Raw genomic sequence first — 1,570 nt, forward strand, 5'->3', positions numbered from 1 at the left:
CTGTGACGGTCGCGAGGACGTAGAGCGGCGTCGAGACTTCCGCCGACGCAAAGAGTCGTTTTTACTATCCGCTCAAGCTCGTCCGCGCCGCGCCTCAACTCGTCCACGCCGGGCGTTATCATATCTAGCATAGGTAGGCTCGCATAAATTTGCGCGCCGCCAGGCCGCTCAAACTCGGCCGCACAGTCTAGCACCGCGTCAAATTTACCCGCCTGCTTAACCGAGCCCAGATACAGCCCGGGCAAAATCTCGTCTGAAAGCCGGCGTCCGCGCAGCCAAAAAAGCGCATTTAACCGCGCTACGCAAAGATAGGGAAAGAGTAAAGCTTTAGCCGCGACGGCGTGACGGCCTCGCTCGTTTTTAGCAAAAACTCCCGCGCCTAAAAACGCGTAACCGCAAGCAACCAGCGCGAAACTAAGGCTCGCCCACGATAGCCACAGCATCCACGCGCTCCAAATTTTAGCTCCCACAATCGCCGCAAAAAGCGTCAAAAACGCAAGCCCTAGATATAGCGCCGCCCATTTGTAGCGAGCGGCCTCCTTAGCTATGGCGAAACCAAGCGGCGCGCCGTCTAGCGGGCGAATCAGTAGCACGAGGCAGCCCGCGGCCAGCCCCGTCGGAATGTCGATAAAATGGTGCTGATACGTGGTCAGTACGCTAAGGCCGATGAGCGTAAACCACGCGACAAGCGCCGCCTTGAGCCAAACCGCGCGCGCCTTGCGAAGGTAAAAAGCGCCCACGACGACGCAAAGTATGATGTGTAGCGACGGAGCTTGATTAAACGGGAGGTCAAAGGCGGCCAGACTCGAGAACAAAAAACCGCTAAAGCCCGAAACCGCGGGCTTTTCCCACGACATTTGCAGAGGAAAAGCGATAAAAAACAGCGTCGCGATCATCTGAGTGACTAGCAGCTGCGTGACGTAACGCGCGAGCTCACGGCTGTCGCGGCAGAGGAAAAATCCAAGCGCGTAGAGCAAATTTAGCGACCAATACGGCACGATGCTCCACGCCCAAAACGGCAGCGCGCGCTCCCAAGCGAAATAAATCTCGGGCACGTTTGCACGAGCGCTTGCGAGAGCGTTCGTGGCGCCGTAGCTGGCGTAAAATATCGCCGCAACGACGACTAGCACGGCCAGCTGCGATAAAAACGGTTTTGTTTTCATTTTTGCCTTTTTTGCTAATTCTATCAAATTTTAGCGGATTTGCGTTTTAGCGGATTAATCGGTTCCGAGATCGCTCGCTTGACATAAAAGCGTAAAATTTACTCGCCGAGACCCGTATCTTGACGGTGCTAAATTTGATTTGGCTAAATTTGGCTTTGCAAGCTAAGCTTCTTTGCGCAAAAAACAACCGTTTGAGGTTGTTTTTTACTTTGTTGTAAAAGGGGGTGGGGGCTTGAATTGCGCTCTGCTAGCAGTTGCGAGGCAAAGCCGAAGCAAAAGAGCTCCCTTTTGTATCCGCCTTTCTCTTTTTCTCGGGTGGCGGAAGGGGTTTCTACTTACGAAGCGTCGCCCCTTCCGCCCCCAAACCCCCACCTAACCCCCGACGACGCTTTATAAGGGGCGGACTA

The 1,570-nt window shown here is 54.6% G+C and carries 1 protein-coding gene; it reads right to left on the reverse strand.

What is annotated here, in order from left to right:
• On the reverse strand, window positions 1-1,163 hold a 1,163-nt coding region (locus tag Q0257_RS06890), incomplete at its 3' end, for a phosphatase PAP2 family protein (RefSeq protein WP_298023259.1).
• Window positions 1,164-1,570: the final 407 nt, after the last annotated feature.

Origin of the sequence: uncultured Campylobacter sp. (assembly GCF_938018035.1) — a bacterium.
In the GTDB taxonomy this organism is placed as follows: Bacteria; Campylobacterota; Campylobacteria; order Campylobacterales; family Campylobacteraceae; genus Campylobacter_B.